The organism is Streptomyces sp. NPDC092369 (assembly GCF_044755245.1).
Taxonomy (GTDB): Bacteria; Actinomycetota; Actinomycetes; order Streptomycetales; family Streptomycetaceae; genus Streptomyces.
On record NZ_JBIVQP010000005.1, the window covers coordinates 702,592 to 724,166 of the forward strand.

The 21,575-nt window shown below is 70.7% G+C and carries 24 protein-coding genes; 16 read left to right on the forward strand and 8 right to left on the reverse strand.

The genetic code is table 11. The features are described 5' to 3' along the window. Positions 1-241 precede the first annotated feature (241 nt). Together rpsN and rpmB are read right to left on the reverse strand one after the other, a co-directional pair. Positions 242-547, reverse strand: a complete 306-nt coding sequence (rpsN, locus tag ACIQI8_RS31485; protein ID WP_402357658.1) for a 30S ribosomal protein S14 — start codon at positions 545-547, stop codon at positions 242-244. Further along, the gene (gene rpmB, locus ACIQI8_RS31490; RefSeq protein WP_402357661.1) at positions 547-783 is read right to left on the reverse strand and encodes a 50S ribosomal protein L28; all 237 of its coding nucleotides are present in this window, start codon (positions 781-783) and stop codon (positions 547-549) included. The genes rpsN and rpmB overlap by 1 nt, the downstream gene beginning before the upstream one ends. Before the next feature lie 74 nt (positions 784-857). Here rpmB and rpmG point away from each other — a divergent pair, with 74 nt between their 5' ends. From rpmG to ACIQI8_RS31515, 5 genes are all read left to right on the forward strand, one after another. After that, positions 858-1,022 carry a 50S ribosomal protein L33 gene (gene rpmG, locus ACIQI8_RS31495; protein WP_015658813.1) on the forward strand — a complete coding sequence of 55 codons (165 nt, stop codon included), beginning with the start codon at positions 858-860 and terminating at the stop codon, positions 1,020-1,022. A gap of 9 nt (positions 1,023-1,031) precedes the next feature. Beyond that, positions 1,032-1,304 carry a type B 50S ribosomal protein L31 gene (locus ACIQI8_RS31500; protein ID WP_402357664.1) on the forward strand — a complete coding sequence of 91 codons (273 nt, stop codon included), beginning with the start codon at positions 1,032-1,034 and terminating at the stop codon, positions 1,302-1,304. Next, entirely contained in the window at positions 1,301-2,527 is a 1,227-nt protein-coding gene (locus ACIQI8_RS31505; protein ID WP_402357667.1) for a CobW family GTP-binding protein, read from the forward strand. Before ACIQI8_RS31500 ends, ACIQI8_RS31505 begins: the two co-directional genes overlap by 4 nt. After that, on the forward strand, positions 2,527-2,772 hold the full coding sequence (gene rpsR, locus ACIQI8_RS31510; protein WP_402357670.1) for a 30S ribosomal protein S18: 246 nt from the start codon (positions 2,527-2,529) through the stop codon (positions 2,770-2,772). Before ACIQI8_RS31505 ends, rpsR begins: the two co-directional genes overlap by 1 nt. Positions 2,773-3,157: 385 nt before the next feature. Further along, the gene (locus tag ACIQI8_RS31515) at positions 3,158-3,376 is read left to right on the forward strand and encodes a DUF397 domain-containing protein (RefSeq protein ID WP_123998632.1); all 219 of its coding nucleotides are present in this window, start codon (positions 3,158-3,160) and stop codon (positions 3,374-3,376) included. 93 nt (positions 3,377-3,469) lie between these two features. Here the strand turns inward: ACIQI8_RS31515 and ACIQI8_RS31520 are convergent, their stop codons facing one another. Continuing rightward, positions 3,470-3,958, reverse strand: a complete 489-nt coding sequence (locus tag ACIQI8_RS31520; RefSeq protein ID WP_402357673.1) for an ATP-binding protein — start codon at positions 3,956-3,958, stop codon at positions 3,470-3,472. A 354-nt stretch (positions 3,959-4,312) separates the two neighbouring features. Here ACIQI8_RS31520 and ACIQI8_RS31525 point away from each other — a divergent pair, with 354 nt between their 5' ends. The 6 genes from ACIQI8_RS31525 to ACIQI8_RS31550 all read left to right on the forward strand — a co-directional run bounded on the left by ACIQI8_RS31525 (position 4,313) and on the right by ACIQI8_RS31550 (position 9,975). Continuing rightward, positions 4,313-5,137, forward strand: coding sequence for a helix-turn-helix domain-containing protein (locus ACIQI8_RS31525; RefSeq protein WP_402357980.1), 825 nt, complete (start codon positions 4,313-4,315; stop codon positions 5,135-5,137). Between the two features lie 134 nt (positions 5,138-5,271). Beyond that, entirely contained in the window at positions 5,272-6,732 is a 1,461-nt protein-coding gene (locus ACIQI8_RS31530; RefSeq protein ID WP_402357675.1) for an aldehyde dehydrogenase family protein, read from the forward strand. A gap of 105 nt (positions 6,733-6,837) precedes the next feature. After that, positions 6,838-7,386: a DinB family protein gene (locus tag ACIQI8_RS31535; RefSeq protein WP_402357678.1), complete on the forward strand. Its 549-nt coding sequence runs from the start codon at positions 6,838-6,840 to the stop codon at positions 7,384-7,386. Positions 7,387-7,410: 24 nt separating this feature from the next. Further along, positions 7,411-8,052, forward strand: coding sequence for a PadR family transcriptional regulator (locus ACIQI8_RS31540; RefSeq protein WP_402357681.1), 642 nt, complete (start codon positions 7,411-7,413; stop codon positions 8,050-8,052). Between the two features lie 118 nt (positions 8,053-8,170). Then, positions 8,171-9,217 carry an ATP-binding cassette domain-containing protein gene (locus tag ACIQI8_RS31545; RefSeq protein ID WP_402357684.1) on the forward strand — a complete coding sequence of 349 codons (1,047 nt, stop codon included), beginning with the start codon at positions 8,171-8,173 and terminating at the stop codon, positions 9,215-9,217. Next, positions 9,214-9,975, forward strand: coding sequence for an ABC transporter permease (locus ACIQI8_RS31550; RefSeq protein ID WP_402357687.1), 762 nt, complete (start codon positions 9,214-9,216; stop codon positions 9,973-9,975). The genes ACIQI8_RS31545 and ACIQI8_RS31550 overlap by 4 nt, the downstream gene beginning before the upstream one ends. Before the next feature lie 65 nt (positions 9,976-10,040). Here ACIQI8_RS31550 and ACIQI8_RS31555 read toward each other — a convergent pair whose 3' ends face one another. Continuing rightward, a complete protein-coding gene (locus ACIQI8_RS31555; RefSeq protein WP_402357690.1) occupies positions 10,041-11,453 on the reverse strand; it encodes a glutamate decarboxylase in 1,413 nt (470 codons plus the stop codon). 41 nt (positions 11,454-11,494) lie between these two features. Further along, positions 11,495-12,787 (reverse strand): ion channel protein, encoded by a 1,293-nt coding sequence (locus ACIQI8_RS31560; RefSeq protein ID WP_402357693.1) that lies wholly within the window; start codon positions 12,785-12,787, stop codon positions 11,495-11,497. A 137-nt stretch (positions 12,788-12,924) separates the two neighbouring features. Between ACIQI8_RS31560 and ACIQI8_RS31565 the strand changes: the two genes are divergently transcribed. Continuing rightward, positions 12,925-13,686, forward strand: coding sequence for a MerR family transcriptional regulator (locus ACIQI8_RS31565; RefSeq protein WP_402357697.1), 762 nt, complete (start codon positions 12,925-12,927; stop codon positions 13,684-13,686). A gap of 39 nt (positions 13,687-13,725) precedes the next feature. Here ACIQI8_RS31565 and ACIQI8_RS31570 read toward each other — a convergent pair whose 3' ends face one another. Next, positions 13,726-14,091 carry a YbjQ family protein gene (locus ACIQI8_RS31570; RefSeq protein ID WP_123998621.1) on the reverse strand — a complete coding sequence of 122 codons (366 nt, stop codon included), beginning with the start codon at positions 14,089-14,091 and terminating at the stop codon, positions 13,726-13,728. A gap of 142 nt (positions 14,092-14,233) precedes the next feature. Between ACIQI8_RS31570 and ACIQI8_RS31575 the strand changes: the two genes are divergently transcribed. Next, entirely contained in the window at positions 14,234-15,166 is a 933-nt protein-coding gene (locus ACIQI8_RS31575; protein ID WP_402357700.1) for a DedA family protein, read from the forward strand. 13 nt (positions 15,167-15,179) lie between these two features. On the opposite strand, the gene ACIQI8_RS31580 is transcribed toward ACIQI8_RS31575, so the two are convergent. Then, on the reverse strand, positions 15,180-16,811 hold the full coding sequence (locus ACIQI8_RS31580; protein ID WP_402357703.1) for a threonine/serine exporter ThrE family protein: 1,632 nt from the start codon (positions 16,809-16,811) through the stop codon (positions 15,180-15,182). A 108-nt stretch (positions 16,812-16,919) separates the two neighbouring features. Next, on the reverse strand, positions 16,920-17,411 hold the full coding sequence (locus ACIQI8_RS31585) for an inorganic diphosphatase (protein ID WP_030942583.1): 492 nt from the start codon (positions 17,409-17,411) through the stop codon (positions 16,920-16,922). Positions 17,412-17,490: 79 nt separating this feature from the next. Here ACIQI8_RS31585 and dacB point away from each other — a divergent pair, with 79 nt between their 5' ends. The 3 genes from dacB (at position 17,491) to tilS (ending at position 21,567) form a co-directional block, all read left to right on the forward strand. Next, positions 17,491-19,128 (forward strand): D-alanyl-D-alanine carboxypeptidase/D-alanyl-D-alanine-endopeptidase, encoded by a 1,638-nt coding sequence (gene dacB / locus ACIQI8_RS31590; RefSeq protein ID WP_402357707.1) that lies wholly within the window; start codon positions 17,491-17,493, stop codon positions 19,126-19,128. Positions 19,129-19,227: 99 nt separating this feature from the next. After that, positions 19,228-20,352: a zinc-dependent metalloprotease gene (locus ACIQI8_RS31595; RefSeq protein ID WP_402357710.1), complete on the forward strand. Its 1,125-nt coding sequence runs from the start codon at positions 19,228-19,230 to the stop codon at positions 20,350-20,352. Positions 20,353-20,544: 192 nt separating this feature from the next. Then, positions 20,545-21,567 (forward strand): tRNA lysidine(34) synthetase TilS, encoded by a 1,023-nt coding sequence (gene tilS, locus ACIQI8_RS31600; protein ID WP_402357713.1) that lies wholly within the window; start codon positions 20,545-20,547, stop codon positions 21,565-21,567. Positions 21,568-21,575 lie beyond the last annotated feature (8 nt).

A 21,575-nucleotide genomic window follows, 5' to 3' on the forward strand; every position in this document is an offset into this window, starting at 1 on the left:
CGGCCGGGCGGCGGCCCCGTCCCCGGAGCCGATCCGGACCGCGGACCGGCACCGGCACCGGCACGCGCAGCCGTCGTACCGGACCCCGTTCGACCCGGCCCGGACGCACCCCGCGGCACAGCCGGCCGACCCGAAACGGGCCCGAACGCGCAGGCCCCGGCAAGCCGTGACCGGCCGGCCGCAACGCCCGCAGCAAGCTACCAGCCCTCGCCCTCCCTGCCATGGGGAGCAGCTGTGAGGCTTACCAGGAGGACTTGCGCACCCCCGGCAGGTACCCGGCATGCGCCTGCCCACGCAGCGAGACCCGGGACAGCCCGAAGGCGCGGAAGTAGCCGCGGGGGCGCCCGTCGATCTGGTCGCGGTTGCGCACCCGTGTCGCGCTGGCGTCGCGCGGCTGCCGGCGCAACTCCCGCTGCGCGGCGAGCCGTTCCGCCTCCGTAGAGGATGGCCGGCGGACGATCTCCTTCAGCTCGGCGCGGCGCGCGGCGTACCGGGCGACGATCTCCTGGCGCCGCTCGTTCTTCGCGATCTTGCTCTTCTTCGCCATCAGACCCGCACCCCCCGCGCCCTGATCCGGGCCACGGCCGCCTCGACGCCGATCAGGTCGACGGTCTTGATCCCGCGCGCGCTCAGCCGCAGCCGTACGTGCCGGCCCTCGCTCGGCAGCCAGTAGCGCTTGGTCTGGATGTTGGGGTCGAAGCGGCGGGAGGTCCGCCGGTGGGAGTGCGAGATGCGGTTGCCGAAGCCGGGCCGGGCGCCGGTCAGCATGCAGTGCGCGGACATGGGTGACGTACCTCTCCTCGATCGTTGTCACCACGAGTGGTGTTAATGGAATTCATTTTCAGTAAGGTAGCACCATGGCACGCAACGAACTCCGCCCGGTCATCAAGCTGCGGTCCACCGCGGGGACCGGCTTCACCTATGTGACGCGCAAGAACCGGCGCAACGACCCCGACCGCATGACCCTGCGCAAGTACGACCCCGTCGCAGGGCGCCACGTCGACTTCCGAGAGGAGCGCTGAACCCCCGCCATGCGCAACGGAATCCACCCCTCCTACGGCCCCGTCGTCTTCCGCGACCGGGCCGCAGGCCACGCCTTCCTCACCCGCTCGACCATGGCGGACGAGGCGACGGCGAGCGGGAGGAGCATCGAGTGGGAGGACGGCCGCACCTACCCGGTCGTCGACGTCGAGATCTCGAACGTCAGCCACCCCTTCTACACCGGCACCGCGCGCGTGCTGGACACCGCCGGGCGCGTGGAGCGCTTCGAGCGACGGTTCGGGAAGCGGGGTAAGGCGTCGTGAGTCTGTCCGTCGTCATCGTCGGCGGGCTGCACGCCGAGGCCCGCAGGGCGACCGTCGCGCGGCTGCTGGCCGACGTGCCGGGCAGTGTCGTACTCCACCACGACCTCGCAACGGCCGCGGCGGGCACGGTGGTTCGCACGATCAGCGACGCCACCGGGCTGCTCTCGGCGGGCGAGGCGCCCCTCGTCAACGACTGCGCGTGCTGCGCCCTGCGCGAGGACCTGGTCCCCGAATTGCGCCGCCTCGCCGACGCGGGGCTGACCCAGCTGGCCGTCGTCGAGCTGTGGGACTCCGTCGAGCCCAAGGCGATGGCCGAGGTGGTGGCGGCCAGCGGGCTGACCGTCACCGGCGTGATCACCGCCGTGGACCCGGCGCTGCTGCTGCCCTACCTAGGCAACGGCGACGACCTCGCCGAACGCGGCCTCGCCGCGGCCGCCACCGACCAGCGCACGGTCGCCGACACCTTCGCCCGCCAGCTGGAGTACGCCCCCGTCCTCGCCGTCCTCGACTCCCCGGAGGCCGACGACGAGGACCGTGAGCTGCTGGCCCAGTTGCATCCGACAGCCCGTCAAGTTCCCGTCCAGGGCGGCCGATCCGGGGAAGTGACGGACGTTTTCCGGCCAACCGCCGGGCCCGAGTCCCGGCCCTCCGATGCACCTGCACCTGCACCGGAAGACGCACGATCTTCCCCGCTGGCCCGTGCCGCCCTGGCCGGCTTCGACGTGGAGGCCGCGGCCGCCGCCCAGCACCCCGCCTGCGCCCTGCTGCCCGCCGAGGCCGACGCGCACGGGGTGTCGACCCTGGTGTGGCACCGGCGTCGGCCCTTCCACCCGGAGCGGCTCTTCGCGGCCCTGGAGGATCTGACCTGCGCGGCCGCCCGCAGCCGGGGCCGGTTCTGGCTGGCCGACAAGCCCGATGTGCTGTTGCACTGGGACGCCGCCGGCGGTGCGCTGTGCGTGGAGAGCGCGGGACCGTGGCTGGCCTCGCTGCCCGACGCGGCCTGGGACATGGTCCCGCCGGTGCGCCGCGCCGCCGCCGCGCTGGACTGGCACGCCGAACACGGCGACTGCTGCCAGCACTTGGTCTTCACCTCTCCGGGCCTCGACCGCGACGGCCTCGAACAGCTGCTGGAGTCCTGCCTGTTGACCGACACCGAGTACGCCGCGGGCCGCACCGCCTGGAAGCGGCTGCCGCCCGCCTTCGACGCCTTTCTGGAGGTCTGATGCCCCGCACCACCGACCGCAGGTCCGACCGCAAGTCGGCGGCCGGCCGCCCCAATCCGCTGGACCTGGCGAGGATCACGTACATCGACTACAAGGACACCGACCTGTTGCGGAAGTTCATCTCCGACCGCGGCAAGATCCGCAGTCGGCGGGTGACCCGGGTCACGGCTCAGCAGCAGCGGCAGCTGGCGCGGGCCGTCAAGAACGCGAGGGAGATGGCGCTGCTGCCCTATACCAGCAGGTGAGTTACGGTTCAGGTCGCTGAACGACCTTCCCGGTCACCGCCCCCGCCCGAACCTCCACGCCTCGCCCACTGGATCGATTCACGGACCCTGGAACAGGAACGGCCCGGGCTGCGTCTCTTCCTAGTGCACGAGGGATTCGATTCCGGTGACCGCCCGATGGAACGGCATCGCATGGTCCGGGGACCCCGGGGCAGACGCCGGAGCAACTCCGGCAAAGGGGTCGTCAAAGCTGTAACCGAGAGAACACCCCGCGTGCACGTGCATCTGCTCATGCATTTGCACGTGAACAGGGTTATGATCCGGATCAGTTGACCACTGCATCAATGGCCCCAGGGGCCACCGCACCACCGGGGAGCGACCTGTGGACCGGGACGTGTACAACGGCATGGCAGCCACGGAGCTGAACGGGGTGGCCTGGCAGAAGAGCATGCACAGCAACTCGCAGGGTTCCTGCGTGGAGTTCGCCCGGCTGCCCGGCGGTGAGGTCGCGGTGCGCAACTCGCGCTTCCCCGACGGGCCGGCCCTCGTCTACACCCGCGCCGAGATCGAGGCCATGCTGGCGGGCGTCAAGGACGGCGAGTTCGACCACCTGGTCGCGGGCTGACGCACCATCCGCCCCGGGACGATCCGGGGCGACCGGGGACTCCCGGCGCTTTGACGCGCGTAGAAACTCGGCGCGAAAAAGCGCCGCGGTGCCTCACTCGGCCGCAGGCGCGGGCGTGGCCGGCAGCTGGAACAGCGCCCAGACCACCTTGCCGCCGAGCGTGCCCGCCAGCGGGTGCCAGCCCCAGCTGTCGCTGAAGGAGTCGACGAGGAACAGGCCGCGGCCCGACTCGGCCGAGAAGTCGTCCGTCTCGCGGGCCACGGGGGAGTCCTGGCTGGGGTCGCGCACCGCGCACACCAGCCGCTCGGTCCAGCGCATCAGGTGCAGCCGCACGGGCGCCGCGTGGTCCACCCGGACGCAGGTGCCCGGCAGGGCGTGCCGAAGGGCGTTGGTGACGAGCTCGGAGACCACCAGACAGACGTCGTCGAACCGCTCACCGGTGTCCCACTGATCCAGTGTCCGGCGCGTGAAGCGTCTCGCCTCGCCCACTGCTTCGTAGCGGGCTGGCAGCGAACACGACGCGGCGTCGGACACGGCCGCGGGATCAAGCGGCGGAAGGCCCTGCCGTAACGGCTCGAGCATGGTCGATCCATTCGTCCCCATGCGAGGCACTCCCGGGAATTCGCGGTCGTTGCGATGCAGCGGTGGCGCGAGACCATGGTTTCGGATGCGTAGGGCAGATGCAAGGGCAGATGCACGTGCACGCGACCGAATTGGACCCTCCCGTACCGCTTGTTGGCCATTTTTTCCGCCATCTTCAGGCGACCTACTTGCCAACACCTCCCCCTAACCTGTGCAGAATCTTTGACTTATTGCCGTCTCTGTAATCGGACGAGTACTGCTCGGAGTGTTTTAGTGGCAGACTGCGGCCTCTGAAGACGGTTGGGGAGGCTGGCGAACGTGAGCGCGGGAGAGCCAGGATCGGTGGTGCGGCGCATGCTGCTCGGCTCGCAACTCAGGCGACTGCGTGAGGCGAAGGGCATCACGCGAGAGCAGGCGGGGTACTCCATCCGCGCCTCGGAGTCGAAGATCAGCCGGATGGAGTTGGGCCGGGTGAGCTTCAAGACACGCGATGTCGAGGACCTGTTGACGCTGTACGGCATCACGGACGAGGCCGAGCGCATGTCGCTGCTGTCCCTCGCCCGCGAGGCCAACGTCGCGGGCTGGTGGCACAGTTACTCGGACGTCCTGCCGAGCTGGTTCCCCACCTATGTGGGCCTGGAGGGCGCCGCGTCGCTGATCCGCGCCTACGAGGTGCAGTTCGTGCACGGTCTGCTGCAGACCGAGGAGTACGCGCGCGCGGTCGTGCGGCGCGGCATGAAGGGCGCGAGCCCGGCCGACATCGAGAAGCGCGTGGCACTGCGTCTGGAGCGGCAGAAGTACCTGTCCGCGGACAACGCCCCCGAGTTCCACATCGTCCTGGACGAGGCCGCCCTGCGCCGCCCCTACGGCGACCGCGAGGTGATGCGCGGCCAGCTCCAGCACCTCATCGAGATCTCGACGCGGCCCAACGTGCGGCTGCAGATCATGCCGTTCGGCTTCGGCGGGCACTCGGGCGAGAGCGGCGCGTTCACGGTCCTGTCGTTCCCCGAGTCCGACCTGTCGGACGTCGTGTACCTGGAGCAGCTCACCAGCGCCCTGTACCTGGACAAACAGGAGGACGTGGCCCAGTACGAGAAGGCCCTCAAGGAGCTCCAGCAGGACAGTCCCGGCCCCGACGAGAGCCGCGACCTTCTGAGGGGTCTGCTCCAACTCTCCTAGGGATCTCCCCAAACTCTCCCAGGGTTATCCCCAGAAGATTGCTCTCCGTCCCCAACTCGCTTGGCGCGCACGTACGATGACACGTGATCAGACCGTGACGTGGTGCAGGTGTCTGCTAGCGATTGAGGGATCACATGTCGTCCTACTTCACCGACCTGGCTCAGCAGTACATCGACGGTGAGTGGCGCCCGGGTACCGGCTCCTGGGACATCATCGACTTCAACCCGTACGACGGCGAGAAGCTCGCCTCGATCACCATAGCCACGGTCGACGAGGTCGACGAGGCGTACAAGTCGGCGGCCGCGGCCCAGAAGCAGTGGGCGCGCACCAACCCCTACGCCCGCCGTGCCGTCTTCGAGCAGGCGCTGCGCGTCATCGAGGAGCGCGAGCAGGAGATCACCGAGGTGATCATCGCCGAGCTCGGCGGCACGTACCTCAAGGCCGGCTTCGAACTGCACCTCGTCAAGGAGTTCCTGCGCGAGTCGGTCCACCTCGCACTGCGTCCCGAGGGCCGGATCCTCCCGTCGCCGATCGACGGCAAGGAGAACCGCGTCTACCGCGAGCCGGTCGGTGTCGTCGGTGTGATCAGCCCCTTCAACTTCCCCTTCCTGCTGTCGATCAAGTCGGTCGCCCCGGCCCTCGCGCTCGGCAACGCGGTCGTCCTCAAGCCGCACCAGAACACCCCGATCTCCGGCGGCACCCTGGTCGGCAGGATCTTCGAGGAGGCCGGCCTGCCCGGCGGCCTGCTGAACGTCGTCGTCACCGACATCGCCGAGATAGGCGACGCCTTCATCGAGCACCCGATCCCGAAGGTCATCTCCTTCACCGGCTCCGACAAGGTCGGCCGCCACGTCGCCACCGTCTGCGCCGCCCAGTTCAAGCGCTCGATCCTCGAACTCGGCGGCAACAGCGCGATCGTGGTCCTCGACGACGCCGACATCGACTACGCGGTCGACGCGGCGGTCTTCAGCCGGTACGTCCACCAGGGCCAGGTCTGCATGGCCGCCAACCGCGTGCTGGTGGACCGCTCGATCGCCGAGCAGTTCACCGAGAAGTTCGTCGCCAAGGTGAAGACCCTCAAGGTCGGCGACCCGCGCGACCCCCAGACCGTCATCGGCCCGGTCATCAACTCCTCGCAGGCGGAGGCCATTTCGGGCGTCGTCGAGCAGGCGATCGCCGAGGGCGCGACGGCGCTGCTGCACGGCACGACCACCGACAACCTGGTCACGCCGTCCGTCCTGGCCGACGTCCCGGCCGACTCGGCCCTGCTCCAGCAAGAGGTCTTCGGCCCGGTCGCCTTCCTCCTCACCTTCGACGGCGAGGAGGAGGCCGTCCGCCTCGTCAACGACACGCCGTACGGCCTGAGCGGCGCCGTCCACACCGGTGACATCGAGCGGGGCGTCTCCTTCGCCAAGCAGATCGACACCGGCATGTTCCACGTGAACGACGGCACCGTCCACGACGAGCCCCTCGTCCCCTTCGGCGGCGAGAAGAGCTCCGGCCTCGGCCGCCTGAACGGCGAGACGACCCTGGACGCCTTCACCACCCTGAAGTGGATCTCGGTGCAGCACGGCCGCAGCGGCTTCCCGTTCTAGTTCTTCAGGTGCGGGCCATTGAGGACAGAAGCTGACCTCAATGGCCCGTAGCGTCGTCGGTGTCAGGGGGAGACCCCGAACAGACCCGACGAAAGGCGGCCGGTCATGGTCACTCATGTTCCCGCGGAGGCACAGGGCGACGAGCGCGGCGCGCTGCTCGCGTTCATCGAGGAGCAGCGCGGCGGCATCCGCAGGGCGCTGCTCGGGCTGACCGACGAGCAGGCCGCGAGCAAGCCCAGCGCGAGCGACCTCTCCCTCTCCGGCCTGCTCAAGCATGTCGCCGAGGTCGAGCAGGGCTGGATCGCCCGGGCCAAGCAGGAGCCGCCGGCCGTGCAGCGGGACGAGACCAACTGGCACGAGAACTTCCGGCTCGTCGACGGCGAGACCGTCGAGTCCCAGCTCGCCTACTGGGAGAAGGTCGCCGCCGAGACCGAGGCGTACGTCCGCTCGGTGCCGAGCCTGGACGACACCTTCCCGCTCCCGAACGACCCCTGGTTCCCGCCGGAGGGCCGCGTCTCGGTGCGCTGGCTCTGCCTGCACCTCATCCGCGAACTCGCCCGGCACGCCGGCCACGCCGACATCGTCCGCGAGTCCCTGGACGGCAAGACCGCCTTCGAACTCGTGGCTCAGGAGCAGGGCGCAAGCTGGGGCTGACCTCCCTGGTCCTACGCTGGCCCCATGTCAGCGATCCGTCTCCTCGTGCTCGGCGCGGTCCGTCAGCACGGGCGGGCCCACGGCTACCAGGTGCGCAACGACCTGGAGTACTGGGGCGCGCACGAGTGGTCCAACGCCAAGCCCGGCTCGATCTACCACGCCCTGAAGCAGATGGCGAAGCAGGGCTTGCTGCACGCGCACGAGTTCGCGCCGTCCACGGCGGGCGGGCCGCCGCGCACGGAGTACGAGATCACCGACTGGGGCACCGAGGAGTTCTTCCGGCTGCTGCGAGAGTCCCTGGTCTCCTACGACCAGAAGATGGACATCCAGTCCGCGGCCATCGGCTTCCTGGTCGAGCTGACCCGGGACGAGGCGGTGACCCTCCTCAAGGAGCGCATCCGCCGCATCGGGGCCTGGCGGGGCGCCGTCACCGAGCACTACATCCCCGAGGACGGCCCCGAACAGCTCGGCCACATCGGCGAGATCATGAACCTCTGGGTCCACACGGCCGACTCCGACTCCGCCTGGACCCAGGGGCTCATCGACCGCATCGAGAGCGGCGCCTACACCTTCGTCGGCGAGGGCGAACCGTTCGTCGGCGTCCTCGCCGAGGGCCAGGAGAACCCGTATGCGACCGGGGACCGGCACCCGGGGGACGACGGCTAATCAAGTTTGACCAATCGGGTCGACGGCGTTACCTTCGGTGAAGTAGTCAAGTTTGATTACCCGTCGAAGTCCGGCTGAGCGCGGCCGGGCGGGGGCGGTTGGGGGAGAGGGAGTGGCAGTGGCCGACACCGCAATCACCGTCGACGGAGCCCGCAAGGCCTACGGCGGCAAACCCGCGCTGGACGGGCTCGACCTCACGGTCGCCCGGGGCGCGGTGCACGGAGTCCTGGGCCCCAACGGCGCGGGCAAGACGACCCTGGTCCGGATCCTGTCCACGCTGCTGCGGCCCGACGCCGGCCGCATCGAGGTGGCCGGGCACGACGTCGTGACCGAGGCCCGTGCGGTCCGTTCCCGCATCGGCCTGCTCGGCCAGCACGCGGCCCTCGACGAGGAGCTGGGCGGCCGGCAGAACCTGGAGATGTTCGGCCGCCTGCACCACCTGGGCGCCCGCCACGCACGCGCGCGTGCAGACGAACTCCTGGAGCGCTTCGGCCTCACCGACACCGGCCGCAAGCAGGTCCGCGCCTACAGCGGTGGCATGCGGCGCCGCCTGGACCTGGCCGCGTCCCTGATCACCGAACCGGAGGTGCTGTTCCTGGACGAACCGACGACCGGACTCGACCCGCGCGGGCGCGCCGAGGTGTGGGCGTCGGTCCGCTCCCTGACCGGCGGCGGCACGACGGTCCTGCTCACCACCCAGTACCTGGAGGAGGCCGATCAGCTCGCCGACCGCGTCTGTGTCGTCGACGACGGCCGGGTGATCGCCGACGGCACGCCGGACGAGCTGAAGGCGGCCCTCGGCGGCGACCGCATCGACGTCGTCCTGCGCGACGCCGGTCAACTGGGCGCCGCCGTCGCCCTGTTGCCGGTCCCGAAGGACGACGTCTCCGTCGACCCCGACCGCCGCCTGCTCAGCGCCCGGGTCACCGACCGCATGGCCGCGCTCTCCGGAGTCGTACGCGCTCTGGAGGACGCGGGCATCGAGGCCGAGGACGTGGCCCTGCGCCGGCCCACTCTGGACGAGGTGTTCCTGCGACTGACGGCACAGGACGACGACGGTTCGCGGACCGGCACGCAGACGAAGTCAGGCACGAAGACCGCGTCCGCCACGAAGACCGCGTCCGCCACGAAGAAGGAGTCCGTCGCGAAGGGGGCCGCCGCATGACCGCGTACGCGCTGACCGACTGCTGGACCATGACCCGCCGTGAACTCGCCCACTGGGCACGGCAACCCGTGCAGGTGCTGGTCGGCCTGGTCTTCCCGGTGATGCTGCTGCTGATGTTCGGCTACCTGGTCGGTGGCGGACGCGGGATCGAGGGCGACTACCTGGACTTCCTCGTCCCGGGCATGCTCGCGCTCACCATGGCCTTCGGCCTGGAGGGCACGATGCTCAGCGTCACCCAGGACCTCGACCGGGGCGTGATCGACCGCTTCCGCTCGCTGCCGATGGTCAACGGCGCGGTCCTGGTGGGCCGTTCGGCCGCGGACATGCTCCAGTCGGCGCTGGGCCTGACGATCCTCGTCGGCGTCGGGTTCGCGCTGGGCTGGCGCGTGCACTGCTCCCCGGCCCAATTCCTGGGCGCCATGGGCCTGTTGCTGCTCTTCCGGTTCGCCATGCTCTGGATCGGCATCCAACTGGCCCTGGTCGCGGGCAAACCGGAGATGGTCCAGGCCGTGCAGATCCTGGTCTGGCCGGTCGGCTTCCTGTCCAACGCGTTCGCCGACCCCGCCTCGATGCCCGGCTGGCTCGGCACGGTCGTCGAGTGGAACCCGATGTCCCAGACCGCGACGGCGGTTCGGGACCTGCTGGGCGGCCCCGGTGGGGAGCCGGGGCACATCTGGGCGGCTGTCGTCTGGCCGCTGGGCCTGCTCGCGGTGTTCTTCCCGCTGGCGGTGAGGAGGTTCACGCGCCTCAGCCGTTAGGCGCGGGGCGCGGCACGACCGGGAGCGGAGGCGGGGGCGAGAACCGGCCGGCCACCGGTTCGGCCCTAGTGGTGGAAACCGGTCGCCGCGGTCTTGTCCCTGGTCAGCGGATGCGGCTGGCGGCGCAGCTCCGGCAGCAGCCGGGTCAGGTCCTCCACGAACATGTCGGCGAGGTCGACCGAGAACCCGTTGCGGCACACCACCCGCAGTACGGACAGGTCCTCCCGGTGGGGCGGGAAGGTGTACGCGGGTACCAGCCAGCCGCTCTCGCGCAGCCGCCGGGACACGTCGAAGACGTCGTACGCCGTCACGTCAGGGCCCGTCGTGAAGGCGAAGACGGGCAGCTCGTCGCCCTGGGTGAGCAGCCGGAAATCGCCCAGCGCCGCGATCCGGTCGGCAAGGCCGCGCGCCACGTCCCGGGAGGCCTGCTGCACCGCCCGGAAGCCGTCCCGGCCCAGGCGCAGGAACGTGTAGTACTGCGCGACCACCTGGGCGCCCGGGCGGGAGAAGTTGAGCGCGAAGGTGGGCATGTCGCCGCCCAGATAGTTGACGCGGAAGACCAGCTCCTCCGGGAGCGCCTCCTTGTCGCGCCACAGCGCCCAGCCGACGCCCGGGTAGACCAGCCCGTATTTGTGCCCGGAGGTGTTGATCGACGTCACGCGCGGGAGACGGAAGTCCCAGACCAGGTCCTCGTCGAGGAAGGGCGCGACCATGCCGCCGGACGCGCCGTCGACGTGCACCGGGATGTCGAGTCCGGTGCGCTCCTGGAGGGCGTCCAGGGCCGCGCACAGCTCCGCGATCGGCTCGTAGGACCCGTCGAAGGTGGAGCCGAGGATGCCGACGACCCCGATGGTGTTCTCGTCGCACAGCTCGGCGGCGGCCTGGGGATCGAGGTGGTAGCGGTCGCCCTCCATGGGCACCTGGCGGGCCTCCACCTCCCAGAAGGTGCAGAACTTCTCCCAGCAGACCTGCACGTTGACGCCCATGACCAGGTTGGGGCGGGCGTCCCGGGACGGGTAGCGGTCGGCGTTGCGCCGCATCCAGCGGCGCTTGAGGGCCATCCCGGCGAGCATGCACGCCTCGCTGGAACCGGTCGTCGAACAGCCCACGGCGGCGGCCGGATCCGGCGCGTTCCACAGCGCCGCCAGCATCGCCACACAGCGCTTCTCCAGCTCGGCGGTGCGCGGGTACTCGTCCTTGTCGATCATATTCTTGTCCCGGCACTCCGCCATCAGGATCCCCGCCTGGGGCTCCATCCAGGTGGTGACGAACGTGGCCAGATTCAGCCGGGAGTTGCCGTCCAGCATCAGCTCGTCGTGCACGAGCTGGTACGCCGACGACGGAGACATCGGGGAGTCCGGCAGCCGGTGCTTGGGCGGTGCCTCGGTCATGCCGCCGACCGGATTCGCCTCCCCGAAGAAGGGGTTGACGGACAACGGGCGCTCGTCGGGCTGCTCGGGACCTTTGTGCAACGCCATGGGCCTGCCTCCTGGGACGATCAACGGATATCGAACGGCTGTCAGCGCACCGGAGTTCCGTCCTCGCGCAACTGCATCTGCGGACGCCCCGTCACCAGCAGCCAGGCCGGCAGCGAGGCGATGCACAGCAGGGCGAGCATCGCCCCCGAGGACGCGAGCACGGCGGCGGTGAACAGGCTCACCCAGCCCTGCCGGGTGACGGCCAGGAGCATGCCGAGGACACCCGCGCAGACGCCGACGGCCGGATGGACCCCGGAGACCAGGGCGTGCGCGCACAGCCCGAAGGCGGTGCCGACGAACACCGCCGGGAAGATCCGCCCGCCCCGGAACCCGCTCGACGCGGCGACGAGCAGTGCCGCCAGCTTCACCACCGCCATCACCGCGAACTCGCCCGCCGACCAGCCCTCCGGATCGCGCGCCAGCTCCCCGATCTCGTCCAGCCCCTTGAAGAGCGTCAGATGCCCGCCCAGGGCCGCCAGCAGGCCCAGCACGAGCCCGCCCGCCGGAATGACCAGCATGGGGTGCCCGAGGCGCTGGAAGGCCCCGTGGACGTACGGGAAGGCGCGGACCGCGCACATGCCGAGCAGTGCGGCCAGTGAGGCGATCACGAGGGCGGACAGCAGGTCGCCCCAGCCGGGCCGGCCGAGCTCCGGCAGGTGCAGGTCGAAGGTCGGATGGGCCACCAGGGTGGTCGTCAGGGCGCCGGCCGCCGCCGCGACCAGGGGCGGGAAGACGTTGTCCCACAGCGGCCCCTTGAGCGCCCGCCCGGCCAGCGCCTCGGAGATCACCAGCGCCGCCGCGACCGGCGTCCCGAACAGCGCGCCGATCGTCGCCGCCTCGGCGAGCGCCGGCCACATCGCGCCCGGCATCCGCGGCACGAACCGGGTGCCCAGCCAGAACGCGAGTCCCACGTTGACGGCGATGATCGGGTTCTCGGGACCCAGACTCGGCCCGCCCGCGAGCATCAGCGCGGTCGCCAGGAGCAGCCCCGGGAGCACCACGGGCGGCAGCACGCGCGCGTCGAGCCCGGTGGTCGCCGGGTCGGGGCCCGCGTGCCCGGGCACCTTCCACACCACCAGGCCGACCGCGAGGCCGGTCGCGGTGAGCATGACCAGCATCCACAGCACCGAGTACCGGCCCACGCCCAGCGCGTCCGGCAGGTTCCGCCACAGGACGTGCTGGAACCGCTCGGCCAGCGCGCTCACCCCGATGAACAGCAGGCTCGCGACCACCCCCACGACCAGGGCGGGCAGGATCGACGGCAGCAGCACGCGCGCGGGGGTCGCCGGTTTCGCCCGGCCGGCGGGCGCCTCGATCGCGGGGTCCTGGGCCACGCGCTCACGATAAGCGGACAAAACGGGCGCGACACCTGGAGGGGACCGGCAGGCAGAGAGCCGGGGAGAAACGGACTTGCACCTCACGTGACGTGAGGATCCACCGTGGAGCGCGTACCCAGAAGGGAGCGGACGAAGTGAGCTACTCCGTAGGACAGGTCGCGGGCTTCGCCGGCGTCACGGTGCGCACCCTGCACCACTACGACGACATCGGCCTGCTCGCCCCGAGCGAGCGCAGCGACGCGGGCCACCGGCGCTACAGCGACGCCGACCTCGACCGGCTGCAGCGGATCCTGTTCTACCGGGAGCTCGGCTTCCCGCTCGACGAGGTCGCGGCCCTGCTCGACGACCCGGATGCGGACCCGCGCGCGCATCTGCGCAGACAGCACGAGCTGCTGACCGCCCGGATCGAGAAGCTGCAGAAGATGGCCGAGGCCGTGGAGCACGCCATGGAGGCACGCAGAATGGGCATCAACCTCACGCCCGAGGAACGCTTCGAGGTCTTCGGCGACAAGGACCCCGACCAGTACGCCGAGGAGGCGGAAGCACGCTGGGGCGGCACCGAGGCCTACGCCGAGTCGCAGCGCCGGGCCGCCCGTTACACCAAGGACGACTGGAAACGCATGCAGGCCGAGGTCGACGCCTGGGGCGAGCGCTACGCCGCCCTGGTGACCGCCGGCGCACCCGCCACCGGCGAGGCCGCCATGGACCTCGCCGAGGAACACCGGCGGCACATCACCGCATGGTTCTACGACTGCCCGTACGAGATGCACGTCTCGCTGGCCGGGATGTACATCTCCGACGAGCGCTTCAAGGCGTTCTACGACTCCATGGGGCCGGGTCTGGCCGAGCACCTCAGGGACGCGATCACGGCGAACGCGGCCCGGCACACCTCCTGAGGAGCCCGACCAGGGTCCTGGTGGCCTGGTCCGGGCCCGCTACTCCCGGACCAGGACCACCGCCGTCCCGTAAGCGCACACCTCCGTCCCGACGTCCGCCGCCTCCGTCACGTCGAAGCGGAACGCCAGCACTCCGTTGGCACCACGCGCGCGTGCCTGCTCGATGAGCCGGTCCATGGCCTGGTTGCGGGTCTCCACGAGCGTCTTGGTGAGCCCCTTGAGCTCGCCGCCGATCATCGACTTCAGCCCGGCGCCGATCTGGCTGCCGAGATGCCGTGAGCGCACGGTCAGCCCGAAGACCTCCCCGATGACCTCCTGGACCCGGTGACCGGGTACGTCGTTCGTCGTCACGACCAGTACGTCGGCCTGCGGACCCTGGCCGCCGCCGTATTCTTCGATGCCCATAGCCTCACAGCTTCGCCCCAGCGGGCGCACAGTGCACCCTGGAGTCACCCATGGAACCTGGGGCGGACACCTTGCGTTGATAGCTTTGGGCGCCCGCAGCAGGACGCCGTACCTCCCTCCACCCCTCAGGAGCACCGGAACCGTGACGACGATCGCCCTCGGCCCGAGCTGGCTCGATCCGAACCAACTGCTCGACACGTTCGGCATCTGGGGCCTGCTCCTGATCGTCTTCGCGGAGTCGGGCCTGCTCATCGGGTTCTTCCTGCCGGGCGACTCGCTCCTGTTCACGGCCGGCCTGCTGATCACGTCGAACCAGCTGGACTTCCCCCTGTGGGGCGCCATCGCCCTGATCTGCGTCGCCGCGATCCTCGGCGACCAGGCGGGCTACATGTTCGGCAAGAAGGTCGGCCCCTCGCTCTTCAGCCGCCCCGACTCCCGCCTGTTCAAGCAGGAGAACGTGGTCAAGGCGCACGAGTTCTTCGAGAAGTACGGCCCCAAGTCGCTGGTCCTGGCCCGCTTCGTGCCCATCGTGCGCACCTTCACGCCGATCATCGCCGGCGTCAGCGGCATGAAGTACCGCTCGTTCGTGATCTTCAACGTGATCGGCGGTGTCCTGTGGGGCGCCGGCGTCACCCTGCTCGGCTCCTGGCTCGGCAAGATCGACGTCGTCAAGGACAACATCGAGGCGATGCTGATCCTGATCGTCCTCATCTCGGTGGTCCCGATCATCATCGAGTTCATGCGGGCCCGCTCCAAGGCGAAGAAGAACCCCGCGCAGCCCCTGCCGGGACAGCAGCAGCCCCCGGTGATCGACGACGCGACCACCCAGCTGCGCCGCATCCCCTCGGCCGACCAGCCCTACCAGCAGCAGGCGCCCCAGCAGCAGCCGCACAACCCGTCCCAGGACTACGGCTACACCCCGCAGCACCCGCAGCAGCAGTACCCCCAGCAGACGTATCCGCAGCAGACCTACCCGCCCCAGCAGCAGTACGGCGGCCGGCCCAACGAGCAGTACCCGTACGGCAATCAGGGGCAAGGCCAAGGCCAAGGCCAGGGCCGGAACCAGGGCTACTAGGCGCCCCGAGGGGCTAGAAGCCCCTCGTCCGCTTGGCGGCCCGGCGCTTCTCCGGGGACCCGATCCGCAGGAACATCCGGGAGATCTCCGAGCCGAGGTTGACCCCGATGGCGATGGCCATGGCCAGTGACGCGGCCGTGGCCAGGGACACCAGCCCCTTGTCCACGTCGTTCTGGGCGATCGCCAGCAGCCCGAAGTAGGTGGCCGAACCGGGCAGCAGGGGCCCGATCGCGGCCGTCGTGTACGGCAGCGCCGAGGCGAACCGGTAGCGCGCCAGCAACTGCCCGAACAGGCCCACCAGTCCGGCCGCCACCGCCGTGGACGCGACCGGCGACAGCTCGCCCGGGTAGCGCAGCGCGCCGTACACCGACCAGGCCACCCCGCCGTTCAGGGTCACCCACAGCACGGTGGACCGTTCCTGCTGGAGCAGCACCGCGAACGTCAGCGACAGCAGCATCGACGCGCCGATCTGCCACCAGGGCCGCTCGGCGATCTGCAGGGCCGCGTCCGGGTTGAGCTTGGCGCCCAGGTTGACGCCGAAGTACAGGACGACCAGCACCCCGGTGACGATCCCCACGAAGAGGTACATCACCTCCAGGAGCCGCGCCGAGGCGGTGATGTAGAACCCCGTCAGCCCGTCCTGCACGCCCGCCACAAGGGCCCGCCCCGGCAGCAGCGCGAACAGCCCACCGGTGATGACCGCGGACGCCTTCACGTCGACGTGAGCCACCGTCAGCGCGACCCCTATGGCCGCCGGAGGCATCGCGGCGATCGTGAACTGGTAGAACTCCGGCAGCCCGCGCCCCGCGCACAGCCACGCCAGCCGGTCGCCGAGCATCGCGCCCAGCGCGGCCGCCACGAACACGAGCACGTCACCGCCGACGAGCACCGAGGCGGCCCCGGCGAGCAGCCCGCTGGCCGTGGTCAACGTCCAGGTGGTGTACGGGTGCCGGTTGCGGCGCATCTCCGCCAGGCGCCGGTAGGCGTCCTCCAGGGAGATCTCGGTCTCCGGGTCGCTGAGGTCGTCCACCAGCCGGAACACGGCCGCGAGGCGGGTGTAGTCGGTGACCCGGCGGCGTACCGTGCGCGAGGCCGTCACCGGGTCGTCCACCAGGGACGGCTGGTAGGAGATGGACAGCAGCGTGAAGGTGACGTTCGGCTCGCAGCGGTCCAGGCCGTAGGACCGGCAGACCGCGAACATCGCGGCCTCCACGTCCTCGGCGCCCTCACCGCCCGCGAGCAGCAACTCGCCGATACGCAGGGTCAGATCGAGCACGCGGGGGACGGCAGGGCCGCTCTCGTCCGGCTTCTGGGCCGGCTCCGGCGCGGGCCGCTCGGTCACCGGCAGCCGCAGGATCGTGCGCATCCGGTCCTGCCAGGGCGCGTCCTTGGTCAGGCTGACCACCGGGATGCCGGTCGCCGGGGTGAACGCGGCCGGGGCGTCCTTGGCGCTGTAGGTACGCGGGCTGTCGAACGCCGAGCCCTCCGCCTCCGGCACGGGCGCGTGCGTCACGTCGAGCCCCGCCGGGACGGCGAACTCCGAGGTGGTCTCCGACTCGCTGTCCGCCACCTCGACCCCGGCCGGCGGCGCGAACGCCATCCTGACCTCGTCCGACTGCGGCTTGCGGTCCTCCGCGTCCGTCACGTGCGAAACACTCCCTGTACGACACCTCCTGCGGCCCTCAGTATGAGCACAGGCACACGAAAGGGCCGCACGCGCACGCGTACGGCCCGATCACGGGGCTTGCCGGGGTCAGTGACCGCCGGACTCCTTGAAGCGCTTGTAGGACCGCTCGATCTCGATCTCGGCGTCCACGCGGCCCACCCAGTTGGCGCCCTCGACGGACTTGCCGGGCTCCAGGTCCTTGTAGACCTCGAAGAAGTGCTGGATCTCCAGGCGGTCGAACTCGGAGACGTGGTGGATGTCCCGCAGGTGCTCCACGCGCGGGTCCGTCGCCGGCACGCACAGCAGCTTGTCGTCGCCGCCGGCCTCGTCGGTCATCCGGAACATTCCGATCGCGCGGCACTTGATGAGGCAGCCCGGGAAGGTCGGCTCGTCCAGGATGACGAGTGCGTCCAGCGGGTCGCCGTCCTCGCCGAGGGTGTTCTCGACGAATCCGTAGTCGGTCGGGTAGGCGGTCGAGGTGAAGAGGCGACGGTCCAGGCGGATCCGACCGGTCTCGTGGTCCACCTCGTACTTGTTCCGCGAACCCTTCGGGATCTCGATCGTGACGTCGAACTCCACCGGTGGCTCCTCCATGATCAACACATAGTTCTGGTGGTTAAGTGTCCCTCACGCACGGGAGTGATCGCGAAAGGGGCTGGTGTTCGTGCCTGAGCTGAGGCCGTGGCGGGCCGCGAGACCGCATGCGGTGCGGGTCGTGAACGCCGTACGACCAGGTCTGGCACGGGCCGCGGGCGCCGTACGACCGCATCTCACGCGGGCCGTGGACGCCGTGCGACCGTGGCTCGTTCGAGCCGTGGCCGCTGCGAAACCGCAGTTCGCGCGGATCACGAGGCCGAAGCCCGGCGGGCTGCGGCGCTACACCGCGGGCGCCACCGGCGCCGGTGTGGCACTGGCCGTCCTGGTGGTGGTCACCGCAGGTCCCTGGGACTCCACCGGTCAGCGTACGGCCGAGCGGGACCGGGCAGCCGCCCTGGACGGCACGGGTGGCGCAGATCACGGTGGTCATTCTGGTGCATCCGGTACGGCCGATTCGGCGCCGGATCCCGCCCCGAGCGCCGCGTCCGTCCTGAGAGGCCTCGGCGGCGCCGCGAACACCGTGAAGTCGGACCCGGCCGGAAAGGCGTTCGCCGACGTCCTGGGGCCCCTCCTGACCGACCCGGCGCTCGGCGCCCGGCGCACCGCAGCGGTCGTCGACGTGACCGACGGCAAGCGCCTCTACGGCACCGGCGCCGACGAAGCCCTCACCCCCGCCTCCACCACCAAGATCGCCACCGCCGTCGCCGCACTGTCCGCCATGGGCGCCGACCACCGCCTCACCACCCGCACCGCCCTGGAGCCCGACACCGGCGAACTCGTCCTGGTCGGCGGCGGCGACCCCACCCTGACCGCCCGCAAGGACGCCGAGGGCTGGGCGAGCCTGCGCACCCTGGCCGACCGGACGGCCACCGCCCTGAAGAAGCGCGGCATCCACGAGGTCACGCTCTCCTACGACACCACCCTGTTCGCCGGTTCCGAACTTCACCCCATCGGGGTCGACGGCAACCTCGCCCTCGTCACCTCCCTGATGGCCGACGAGGGCCGCCCGAACGACTCGACGAGCGGTCCCGTCACCCGGGACACGGACCCGGCGGGGGACGCGGCCGAGAAGTTCGCCGCCTTCCTGGCGGAGCACGGCATCAGGACGACGTCCCCCGGCCCCTCGAAAGCGACCTCCCGCGCGAAAGCCCTCGCCGCCGTCTCCTCGCCGCCTCTGTCGTCGATCGTCGAGCGGATGCTGACCAACAGCGACAACGACATCGCGGAGGCCCTGGCCCGCCAGACGGCCGTCGCGACCGGCAAGCGCGCCGACTTCGACGGCGGCGCCGCGGCGATCGCGAGCGTCCTGAAGAAACTCGGACTCCCCCTCAAGGGCGCCCGGTTCAACGACGGCAGCGGCCTCGACCGCGACGACCGCCTCACCGCCGACCTCCTGACCGCCCTCCTCGTCAAGGCCGGCGACCCCGCCCACCCCGAACTCCGCGCCGTCCTCACCGGGCTCCCCGTGGCGGGCTTCACCGGCACGCTGAGCACCCGCTACGCCGACGGCGCCGCGGGAGTCGTACGAGCCAAGACAGGCACCCTCACCGGCGTGAACACCTTGGCGGGCACGGTCGTCGACAGGGACGGCCACCTCTTGGCCTTCGCCTTCCTCACCTCCGACACCCCGAGCACCTCGGCGGCCCAATCGGCCCTGGACCGAACGGCGACGGCACTGGCGGGGTGCGGCTGCCATTGACCGCCCGGTGAACGTTGTGCCGGTGCGGCCCGGATCCACCTGAAGCTCACCAACCCCCACGGCCTGCCCCAAGAGGGAACGCTCACGTACCGTTGACGCATGACGAGCATCGGTGGTGCAGAGATGGTCGACTGGAATCTCGCGGTGGCGACCGCGACGCGGCTCGCGCGGCCGGGCCCCGAGGTGAGCCGTGACGAGGCCCGGGATGTCGTGGCCGAGCTGCGCCGGCACGCGAAGGCCTCCGAGGAACACGTCCGCGGATTCACCCGGATGGGCTCGGAGGACATCCACGACACCCCCATCCTCGTCGTCGACCGACCGGGCTGGGTGCGGGCGAACGTCGCCGGCTTCCGGGAGATCCTCAAGCCCCTCCTCGACAAGATGCAGGAACGGCGCGGCAACACCCCCGGCGGCGCGGTCCTCGGAGCCGTCGGCGGCAAGGTCACCGGCGTCGAACTGGGCATGCTGCTGTCCTTCATGTCCTCCCGGGTGCTGGGCCAGTACGAGACCTTCGCCCCGGCGACCCGCGAACTCCCCGCCGGCGAGCACGGCGGTGGCCGACTGCTCCTGGTCGCCCCGAACATCGTCCACGTGGAGCGCGAACTCGACGTACAGCCCCACGACTTCCGCCTCTGGGTCTGCCTGCACGAGGAGACGCACCGCACCCAGTTCAGCGCGGTGCCCTGGCTGCGCGACCATCTGGAGGGCGAGATCCAGTCGTTCCTGGGGGAGACCGATGTCGACCCCATGACCGTCCTGGAGCGCATCCGGGAAGCCGCCCAGTCCCTCGCGGGCGGACGCCCCGAGGCCGAGGAGGACGACGGCGGACGCTCCTTCGTCGAGATCGTGCAGACCCCGGCGCAGCGGGAGATCCTCGCGCGCCTGACCGCCGTGATGTCCCTCCTGGAGGGGCACGCCGACTTCGTGATGGACGGCGTCGGGCCGGCCGTCGTGCCGTCGGTCGCCGAGATCCGCGAGAAGTTCCAGCAGCGCCGCGCCAAGGGCGCCTCGCGGCTGGACATGGCGCTGCGCAAGCTGCTCGGCCTGGACGCCAAGCTCAGGCAGTACCGGGACGGCGAACGGTTCGTACGGGCCGTCGTCGACGAGGTCGGCATGGACGGCTTCAACCGTGTGTGGACCTCCCCGAACACCCTGCCGACCCGGACGGAGATCGCCAAACCGGCGGACTGGGTCGCGCGGGTGCATCGCAAGAGCGAGTCGTGACGGACGGAGAAGGGTCGTGAAACGAATCCGGCCGTCGGCAGGCGAACGCCCCTTCAATCACCCGTCCGAGGGACCGTGAGCGGTGGGTAGGCGTGCAATGCTCGGGGAACGGCCCGGTTCTGTCACCATCTACACACTCTGAGTGACCGAACCCGGGCTCACTCCCCGAAAACTTCATGAAGGGAACCGGACATGGGTCCCCATCCTGCGGTCGCGGCGATACGCCTGGCGGTCCGCCGCGCCCTCCACGACATCCTCAACGAACACCAGGCCTCCGGGCCCACCCCGCACGAGCGCCCGCCGTCCCCGCTCGTGCTCGTCGCATGCTCCGGCGGCGCCGACTCCATGGCCCTCGCCTCCGCCCTCGCCTTCGAGGCCCCCAAGCTCGGCATCCGCGCCGGCGGGGTCACCGTCGACCACGGCCTGCAGGACGGATCCGACCTGCGCGCCGACGAAGTCGTCCTGCGCCTGCGCGAGTTGGGCCTGGACCCGGCCGAGTCCATCGCCGTCATCGTCGGACGCGAGGGCGGCCCGGAAGCCGCCGCCCGCGACGCCCGCTACGCCGCCCTGGACGCCTGCGCCGCCCGCCACGGCGCCACCGCCGTCCTCCTCGGCCACACCCGCGACGACCAGGCCGAAACCGTCCTGCTCGGCCTCGCCCGCGGCTCCGGCACCCGCTCCCTGTCCGGAATGGCCGCGGTCTCGGGGGCCGACGGCCGTTACCGGCGCCCCTTTCTCCAGCTCGACCGGCAGACCGCCCGCAAGGCCTGCATGGTCCAGTCCCTGCCCGTCTGGGACGACCCGCACAACGCCGACCCGGCGTACACGAGGTCCCGGCTGCGCCACGAGGGCCTGCCCGCCCTGGAGAAGGCGCTCGGCAAAGGAGTCGTCGAGGCGCTCGCCCGCACGGCCCAGCTCTCCCGCGACGACGCCGACGCCCTCGACTCCTGGGCCAGCCAGGCCGAAACCGCCGTACGCGACGCCACGGGCCTCCTGGAGTGCGCCAAGCTCTACGCGCTGCCGCCCGCCGTACGCCGCCGCATCCTGCGCCGGGCCGCCATCGAGGCGGGCGCGCCCGCCGGTTCGCTGTTCGCCCGCCACATCGAGGAACTCGACCGCCTGATCACCGGCTGGCGCGGCCAGGGAGCCATCAATCTCCCGGGCAAGGTGGTCGCCCAGCGCCAGGGTGGCAGACTGGTGATTCGGCAAGGCTGAATCTCACC

What these genes read in the sequence shown, in the direction of transcription:
- rpsN (WP_402357658.1), bottom strand. Translation starts at nt 547, where the DNA reads ATGGCGAAGAAGAGCAAGATCGCGAAGAACGAGCGGCGCCAGGAGATC.
- rpmB (WP_402357661.1), bottom strand. Translation starts at nt 783, where the DNA reads ATGTCCGCGCACTGCATGCTGACCGGCGCCCGGCCCGGCTTCGGCAAC.
- rpmG (WP_015658813.1), top strand. Translation starts at nt 858, where the DNA reads ATGGCACGCAACGAACTCCGCCCGGTCATCAAGCTGCGGTCCACCGCG.
- ACIQI8_RS31500 (WP_402357664.1), top strand. Translation starts at nt 1,032, where the DNA reads ATGCGCAACGGAATCCACCCCTCCTACGGCCCCGTCGTCTTCCGCGAC.
- rpsR (WP_402357670.1), top strand. Translation starts at nt 2,527, where the DNA reads ATGCCCCGCACCACCGACCGCAGGTCCGACCGCAAGTCGGCGGCCGGC.
- ACIQI8_RS31515 (WP_123998632.1), top strand. Translation starts at nt 3,158, where the DNA reads ATGGCAGCCACGGAGCTGAACGGGGTGGCCTGGCAGAAGAGCATGCAC.
- ACIQI8_RS31520 (WP_402357673.1), bottom strand. Translation starts at nt 3,958, where the DNA reads ATGCTCGAGCCGTTACGGCAGGGCCTTCCGCCGCTTGATCCCGCGGCC.
- ACIQI8_RS31525 (WP_402357980.1), top strand. Translation starts at nt 4,313, where the DNA reads ATGCTGCTCGGCTCGCAACTCAGGCGACTGCGTGAGGCGAAGGGCATC.
- ACIQI8_RS31530 (WP_402357675.1), top strand. Translation starts at nt 5,272, where the DNA reads ATGTCGTCCTACTTCACCGACCTGGCTCAGCAGTACATCGACGGTGAG.
- ACIQI8_RS31535 (WP_402357678.1), top strand. Translation starts at nt 6,838, where the DNA reads ATGGTCACTCATGTTCCCGCGGAGGCACAGGGCGACGAGCGCGGCGCG.
- ACIQI8_RS31540 (WP_402357681.1), top strand. Translation starts at nt 7,411, where the DNA reads ATGTCAGCGATCCGTCTCCTCGTGCTCGGCGCGGTCCGTCAGCACGGG.
- ACIQI8_RS31550 (WP_402357687.1), top strand. Translation starts at nt 9,214, where the DNA reads ATGACCGCGTACGCGCTGACCGACTGCTGGACCATGACCCGCCGTGAA.
- ACIQI8_RS31555 (WP_402357690.1), bottom strand. Translation starts at nt 11,453, where the DNA reads ATGGCGTTGCACAAAGGTCCCGAGCAGCCCGACGAGCGCCCGTTGTCC.
- ACIQI8_RS31570 (WP_123998621.1), bottom strand. Translation starts at nt 14,091, where the DNA reads ATGGGCATCGAAGAATACGGCGGCGGCCAGGGTCCGCAGGCCGACGTA.
- ACIQI8_RS31595 (WP_402357710.1), top strand. Translation starts at nt 19,228, where the DNA reads ATGACGAGCATCGGTGGTGCAGAGATGGTCGACTGGAATCTCGCGGTG.
- tilS (WP_402357713.1), top strand. Translation starts at nt 20,545, where the DNA reads ATGGGTCCCCATCCTGCGGTCGCGGCGATACGCCTGGCGGTCCGCCGC.